Annotated in this window: 7 protein-coding genes and 3 pseudogenes; 7 read left to right on the forward strand and 3 right to left on the reverse strand. The window is 46.6% G+C overall.

What is annotated here, in order from left to right:
• Positions 1–196: 196 nt before the first annotated feature.
• Positions 197–649: a clan AA aspartic protease gene (locus QUA70_RS08905; RefSeq protein WP_333346189.1), complete on the forward strand. Its 453-nt coding sequence runs from the start codon at positions 197–199 to the stop codon at positions 647–649.
• A gap of 97 nt (positions 650–746) precedes the next feature.
• On the opposite strand, the pseudogene QUA70_RS28565 reads toward QUA70_RS08905, so the two are convergent.
• Positions 747–923 (reverse strand): annotated as a pseudogene (locus QUA70_RS28565) (MrcB family domain-containing protein); the annotation flags it as partial.
• Positions 924–1321: 398 nt separating this feature from the next.
• Between QUA70_RS28565 and rpmI the strand changes: the two are divergent.
• The 6 genes from rpmI (at position 1322) to QUA70_RS08935 (ending at position 6109) form a co-directional block, all read left to right on the forward strand.
• Positions 1322–1519, forward strand: coding sequence for a 50S ribosomal protein L35 (rpmI, locus tag QUA70_RS08910; protein ID WP_006634164.1), 198 nt, complete (start codon positions 1322–1324; stop codon positions 1517–1519).
• Between the two features lie 19 nt (positions 1520–1538).
• A complete protein-coding gene (gene rplT, locus QUA70_RS08915; protein ID WP_190658174.1) occupies positions 1539–1895 on the forward strand; it encodes a 50S ribosomal protein L20 in 357 nt (118 codons plus the stop codon).
• A 272-nt stretch (positions 1896–2167) separates the two neighbouring features.
• Positions 2168–2698, forward strand: a complete 531-nt coding sequence (locus tag QUA70_RS08920) for a tetratricopeptide repeat protein (RefSeq protein ID WP_333334697.1) — start codon at positions 2168–2170, stop codon at positions 2696–2698.
• 236 nt (positions 2699–2934) lie between these two features.
• Entirely contained in the window at positions 2935–3312 is a 378-nt protein-coding gene (locus QUA70_RS08925) for a response regulator (protein WP_333334695.1), read from the forward strand.
• Positions 3309–3917 carry a chemotaxis protein CheC gene (locus tag QUA70_RS08930; RefSeq protein ID WP_333334693.1) on the forward strand — a complete coding sequence of 203 codons (609 nt, stop codon included), beginning with the start codon at positions 3309–3311 and terminating at the stop codon, positions 3915–3917. Before QUA70_RS08925 ends, QUA70_RS08930 begins: the two co-directional genes overlap by 4 nt.
• Positions 3914–6109, forward strand: a complete 2196-nt coding sequence (locus QUA70_RS08935; RefSeq protein ID WP_333346186.1) for a diguanylate cyclase domain-containing protein — start codon at positions 3914–3916, stop codon at positions 6107–6109. The genes QUA70_RS08930 and QUA70_RS08935 overlap by 4 nt, the downstream gene beginning before the upstream one ends.
• Positions 6110–6242: 133 nt before the next feature.
• On the opposite strand, the pseudogene QUA70_RS08940 reads toward QUA70_RS08935, so the two are convergent.
• Positions 6243–6389 (reverse strand): annotated as a pseudogene (locus QUA70_RS08940) (IS701 family transposase); the annotation flags it as partial.
• A pseudogene (locus QUA70_RS28570) lies at positions 6389–6531 on the reverse strand (IS630 family transposase); the annotation flags it as partial. The pseudogenes QUA70_RS28570 and QUA70_RS08940, both read right to left, overlap by 1 nt.
• Between the last annotated feature and the right edge of the window lie 103 nt (positions 6532–6634).

Below are 6634 nucleotides of genomic sequence, written 5' to 3' on the forward strand. Positions count from 1 at the left end.
AGGATGCCAACCCCACAAGAGTCATAGATCCCCGTAGGGACACGGCGAAAGCCTTTGTCCCTACTGCACTTCCTAAACCTATAATACGCTGTAAGACTTACGTACAAACTCTACTTGTACGGTGTGCACTGCGAACCTTACTACCATAAATTGTGGCTAGAATCAAAGGTAGATTTTCTAGACGAAAAGAGGCGATATGATAAATCTCGATCGCAATCTAACTCAAGCCAGCAAAAATATGGGTGCAGTGCGAGTCAAAGTCAAGCTAACGAATGCCATTGATGAAGAGTTAGTCAAGAGAGGAGTGCTCAATCCAAATCTGTTGCGTGTGTACGAAGCAGAAGCACTCATAGATACTGGTGCAATACGCACAGCTATTCCTGTAGAAGTCTGCGAGCACCTGGGTTTAAGAATTAGGAGTCAGGAAATAGCAAAATATGCTGATGGCAGACAAGAAACAGTAGGATTGACTGGGGCTATTATCATTGAAATAGAAGGGCGCGAAACGATTGAGGCGGCAAGGGTTTTAGGCGATATGGTGCTAATCGGTCAAACTGTGTTAGAAACTTTAGATTTGCTAGTAAATTGCAAAAATCAGCGTCTAATTCCCAATCCTGAAAATCCCGACAGACCTGTATTGAGAGTTTAATACTAAATAAAGTAGTTGCCTTTGGGATAGAATCAAGCTGAAGATCGAGAGGTTCAGAAAATTCCCTGAGCTTGTCAGAACCAAGCTTATCTGCTATTCCTTGATGGAGAGAAAGATAAACGCCAGAGAAGTCCGCGCGAAAAAAATAAACACAGTAAAACCCCGACTGGACATTGTCAGTTACAAGCTTGTTAAATATTGCTATCCAAGGAACTTTAGCCCAAGAACCATTACCTGCTGAAGCTTTTACGCTATAGATTTCTGGTAATTCCAATTAAGCACTTATTGATTTCGGCACTACATTTCTGACATAAGTAGCAAATGAATGTCCTTTGATGTTGTCGTTACTGACCAATGGAGATTCAAACATGATTTTTTTAAGGGACTCTCTAAGCGCCATAGCCACTAATTAATGTTGCATCTTCACTTTAATTATCGTGGCTCACCAGCAGCTTTCAAATATTAACTCTGCCGATAACCATTAATGATAGCGCAACTGCGGTATAACATTTTATACTAGATGTTAACAGTAGCAAACAACCGTAAGATTACCAGATCGCGCATCATGTATATTGCCCCAAATACAGCGCTGCCCCCAAGCCGCAAATCTCCCTTGCCGAAAGTACCACAAATATGATACGGTTGAAGCTTGTGTCCAAATAACACCAGTCCATGCCAAAACTCAAAACTCGCAAAGCAGCCGCAAAGCGCTTTAGAGCGACCGGCAGCGGTAAGATCGTGCGCCGCAAAGCTTACAAAAGCCACTTGCTACAGCACAAAAGTTCAGCTCGCAAAAGCCGTCTCTCTAAGCTGGTCGTCATCGACGAGACCAACGATGCTAACGTGCGGTTAATGCTTCCATACTTGTAAAGTTTAACGGAAATTAAAGATGACACGGGTAAAACGCGGTAATGTCGCCAGAGCGCGCCGCAAAAAAATTCTCAAATTAGCCAAGGGTTTCCGAGGCGCACAGTCGAAACAGTTCCGCACAGCTAACCAACGGGTGATGCAGGCCCTGCGTAACGGTTATCGCGATCGCAAAAAACGCAAACGCGATTTCCGTCGCCTGTGGATTGCTCGGATCAATGCCGCCTCGCGCCAGCATGGCACGAGCTACAGCAGACTGATCGGCAACATGAAAAAAGCCAACATCGAAATCAACCGCAAAATGCTGGCACAAATGGCGATCATTGACCCCGCAACATTCGGTAAAGTCGTGGAAATGGCTAATCGAGCCGGAGGCTGAAAGTTCGCTTGATTTTCAGAAGGCAGAAAGCAGAAGTAAGAAAGATTTAACAGTCTGCCAGAGAAGGAAAACTCCTGATAAATTTAGGAGGTTGAGACAAACTTTCCTTCTTTGTTCTTACTTCTGGGCTCTTGCTTTTTCAGAAATCGCGATCGGGTCAGTCGAACGCTATTTCCTTGTTTTTTATACAGTTGCAGAGGCAGATATCAGAGATTGCTATCGCCTTAAAATAAATAAAACCTTCCACAGACCTACCTAATTTTAAGAAAAACATGGATAGTAATTTGCTCATTGTTTACCTGTCAGTCCTGCTCGCTATACTCGGCAGCACTTCCTGGTTTGTGGTGCGCCAGATTCTTAAAACTCGCAAGCTGGAAATGTCTCTGGAACGCTTAGAAAATAAGCTGACAGTAGAAAAAGGAACAGCACAGGAATACTACGAATTAGGAAGTATCTATCTAGATAAAAAGCTTTATTCCCAGGCGATCGTACTGTTTCAAAAAGCCCTGAAAGCCAAAGACTTAGAAGGCGAAGAAAATCAAGCCGTTATTTACAACGCCCTCGGTTTTGCACACTTCGGCCAAGAACAATACGACATCGCAATCCGCCACTACAAAGAAGCCCTGAAGTTGCAGCCAGAATACGTTACATCTCTCAACAATCTGGGTCACGCCTACGAGCGCAAAAAATTAACAGCTCAAGCCTTGGAAATGTACGAACAAGCTCTCGCCTGCGATCCAGACAATGCCACTGCCAAACAGCGAGTAGAGTCCCTCCGGAAGCGTTTGGTAATCTATAATTGAGCCCCGATGTTAGGAGCAATAAAGATCCCGCCAACCTGGTTTCATTCAGAAACCAGGTTTTTTCTTCACATAGTCCAAGATACTAAACTATCCAACACATTAATGCGTTAGTTTTTAAGAACAGGAATTCCGAGTCAAGCTCGATCGCACACCGTCCCAGCACTTTAAATTAATGTCAAGATAAAAGCAGTACCTGCAATACCGGTCAGTCCTAACAATAGAAGGAGGAGAACGTAGTGACATCAATTCTCGTTGTCGAAGATTCGTGGTTGACTCGCAGGGTAATCTGCAAAATTCTCCGAGCAGAAGGATACGAGACTTGGGAAGCATCCAGCGGCCCTGAAGCTCTAGAACTGCTCGGCACTAAAACTCCAAACTGTATGCTCTTAGATCTGCTGATGCCGGAAATGGAAGGTCGGGAAGTCCTGCAAGCCATGCGCGATCGAGGATATAAAATTCCAGTTATCGTAATTACCGCAGACATCCAAGCAAGCACCCGCTCCGAGTGCATGGAACTCGGAGCCGTGGCAGTCATTCACAAAATGCCCAACTCAGACGAACTGATCGGATGGATCAAAAAAGCTCTCAGTGTCAGCGAGGAGAGTACCCAATGAAATTAAGCACTCGACAGCTCGATGCTTTGCAGGAACTCGTCAACATCGGGATAGGTCAAGCCGCAGGGGTTTTGAACGACATGATCGACTCCCCGATTCGCTTGCAAATCCCCTACCTTCAAATCCTGACTCCCACCGACGTAGAGGAAGAATTAGAGCAGCACCTCAACGGCGAGCAAATCGCCGCCGTCCAGCTCAAATTCACAGGCTCCTTTGGAGGCATTGCCCAGCTAGTCTTTCCCACCAACAGCGCTGCCCTGCTGGTGACGATGCTCACAGGAGAAGAAGTTGGAACTCACGATCTCGATTCAGTCAAAATTGGTACGCTGAGTGAAGTGGGAAATATTGTAATTAATGGGGTCATGGGTGCAATCAGCAACGTACTTCAGCAGCGCCTGAACTACTCCATTCCCACTTATAGCGAAGGGACGATTTCTAGTTTACTGATATCTGGCGGTTTAGCTACTGATACAGTTGTTTTATTAGCCCAGACCAGTTTCATGATAGAAAGGCTTCACATTGAAGGAGATATCATTCTTATTTTCAATGTTAATTCCTTTGACACCTTGTTGACTGCTATCAATCAACTTGCCGGGGGTCTATGATTGAGGAGAGCAAAAGTATTAAGGAAAAATTTGGGGTTCTCGACAGCGTACCAGTCGGCGCCTGCTTGCTGCAAGATGATTTTGTAGTGCTGTTTTGGAACACTTGTCTGGAAGAGTGGACTAAAATTCCCCGCAGCCAAATATTGGGAACAAAGATCACAACCCATTTTCCTCACCTGAGTCAGTTAAAGTACGCCACTCGCTTCAAGCAAATCTTTGCAGGAGGCCCGCCAACAATTTTTTCTTCTCAAATTCACAAACACCTGATTCCGGCAACTTGGCAAGACGGCCAGCAGCGAATTCAGCAAACTACTGTGACTGCTGTGTCGGCCATGGAGGCGGGCATAGAAGAACAGGAGATGAGAGACTGGGTTCTCCAGACTCTTGAGTTGGAATCAGACGGTACTGTCGGAGTCGGATCACCAAGAAGTGCTTTTTTGTCTAGGGAATCTGCACCCTCAGTTTCGTCATCAATATGGCCGGGGGTCAATTCCCCATCGTTCTATGCGCTGCTGGTGATTCAAGACGTGACCGACCTCACCCATCGCATCCAAGCCTACCGCACAATGCGAGATCAAGCTTTGGAAGAAGTGCAAGTGCGTCAGCGGGTGGAGGAAGAATTGCGATCAAGCCAGCATTTCATCCAGCAAATTGCTGACGCGGCGCCTTATTTACTGTACATTTACGATTTGACAGAACAGCGAAACGTTTACGTCAACGGTCAAGCTTCTAAATTGCTGGGCTACACTCCCTACGAAATTTTACAGATGCAAACTGCTTTGTACTCCAGTTTGGTGTACCCAGAAGATTTGCCGAGGCTCAAAGCCCACCAGCAACAATTTCCCTCGGCCCAAGACGGGCATATTTTGGAGTTGGAGTATCGGCTCCAACATCGATCGGGCGAATGGCGCTGGTTTCGCTGTCGCGACCAAGTTTTCGCCCGCACAGCCGACGGCTGCCCCAAACAAATTTTCGGCACCGCTCAAGATATCACCGAGTACAAGCGGGCAGAAGAGGCGCTGCGGCAGCAGAACGAACGAGAACTGCTGATGGCGACGATTACTCAGCACATCCGCCAGTCTCTGGATTTGGGCGAAGTGCTCAGCACGACAGTGACAGAAGTGCGTCAGTTCCTTCAGGCCGATCGAGTGATGATCGTCCGCTTTAACCCCTGTACCGGCAGTCTCTGTGCGGGCCCGGCGACGGGGGCGGTGACAGTGGAATCTGTAGCTCCCAACTGCCAGCCGATGTTGGGGGAAACCCTGGAAAATTTCTGTTTTGACCAGTTCTATCTCGAAGCGTACCAACATCGAGCGATCCGACCGATTGCCGATATCTTGGCCGCCGATTTGCCGCAATATCAAATTGACTTGCTCGCACAATTCGCGGTGAGAGCTTATTTGGTAGTGCCTTTAGTGCAAGGAGACGAGTTGTGGGGGCTACTGATGGCCCACCAGTGCAGTCCCCGGCAGTGGATGCAGTTGGAAGTAGAGTTGCTGTCTTCTCTGGCCACCCAGTTGGCGATCGCCATCAAGCAAGCAGAACTATACCAGCAGTTGCAAGCCGCCAACCTCAAGTTAGAGCGCTTGGCTACTTCGGACGCACTCACGCAGCTAGCAAACCGCCGACGGTTCGATCAGTATTTAGAAATGGAGTGGCGCAGACAAGCGCGGGAACAAACGCCCATGTCCCTAATTCTGTGCGATATTGATTCTTTTAAAAGTTACAACGATACTTACGGGCATCAAGGCGGAGACGAATGTTTGCGACAAGTCGCCGGGGCGATCGGCAATGCAGTCAATCGCCCCGCCGATTTAGTAGCTCGCTACGGAGGCGAAGAATTTGCCGTTATTTTGCCAAATACTGCGATTCAAGGCGCTGTGCAGGTAGCCGAACACATACAGCTCACAATCGCTGCTTTGCAGCTTCCTCACGCTGGTTCTCAGGTGAGCGAGTACGTCACTGTCAGTCTGGGCGTAGCGAGTATTGTTCCTGGATCTGAATCGGGAGCCGAAATTCTGATTGCCGCAGCCGACCAAGCCCTGTATCAAGCTAAACGACTTGGGCGCGATCGTATCCAACTTTACCAGCCCGACCCTGCTGCTGGCAAGCCGAATGGCACAGGCACTTCGATACTTCCTGGAGATTTTTCTCTACCCAACACTAATTTACCCTCTCCCACCAGCGCTTGACGAATTGCAATATTTGTGGATTCCGAGTAGTTATACCACTCCGCAAAAAAAATGCCACTGTCAGCCCGTGATCCAAACCTTGATATCCCTCTTCTGTCACTCTTCGGATTAAAGAAGTAAGAAATAAGCTAACTCAAACATAAAAATAAAAGAGTTGGAGTTGATTTATTGTATCAATTAAATCGTTCAACCCAAGCAATAAATTAGGATTAGGGAATATTTATAACCAAGGATAAATCAACCAAAATAGAAGGATTGGTTGGATAAGCTGTTGTGCATTTAAACTGTGATACAAAAATTACCATGGTTTGTGATTTTTAGTCCCCATTTAAAATAATCAACTCTCCTTCATTTAAGAGGCGATGTAATAAATACTCTAGCTCTTCAATTGATGTAAACAGTCGATTAGCAATATATTTTTTTGTCCAATAGTAAGCTGTTGTGCCTTTAAATAGGGCTTGCTGAATAAGCCTAAAACCCTTACCTCAAAAGACTTTGACTCGCGTTCGGCGTTGACAACGTGTA

Source organism: Microcoleus sp. LAD1_D5 (assembly GCF_036702115.1).
Taxonomy (GTDB): Bacteria; Cyanobacteriota; Cyanobacteriia; order Cyanobacteriales; family Microcoleaceae; genus Microcoleus.

Excerpts from the sequence above, each read along its gene's own strand:
- QUA70_RS08905 (WP_333346189.1), top strand. The coding sequence starts at position 197 with ATGATAAATCTCGATCGCAATCTAACTCAAGCCAGCAAAAATATGGGT.
- rpmI (WP_006634164.1), top strand. The coding sequence starts at position 1,322 with ATGCCAAAACTCAAAACTCGCAAAGCAGCCGCAAAGCGCTTTAGAGCG.
- rplT (WP_190658174.1), top strand. The coding sequence starts at position 1,539 with ATGACACGGGTAAAACGCGGTAATGTCGCCAGAGCGCGCCGCAAAAAA.
- QUA70_RS08920 (WP_333334697.1), top strand. The coding sequence starts at position 2,168 with ATGGATAGTAATTTGCTCATTGTTTACCTGTCAGTCCTGCTCGCTATA.
- QUA70_RS08930 (WP_333334693.1), top strand. The coding sequence starts at position 3,309 with ATGAAATTAAGCACTCGACAGCTCGATGCTTTGCAGGAACTCGTCAAC.
- QUA70_RS08935 (WP_333346186.1), top strand. The coding sequence starts at position 3,914 with ATGATTGAGGAGAGCAAAAGTATTAAGGAAAAATTTGGGGTTCTCGAC.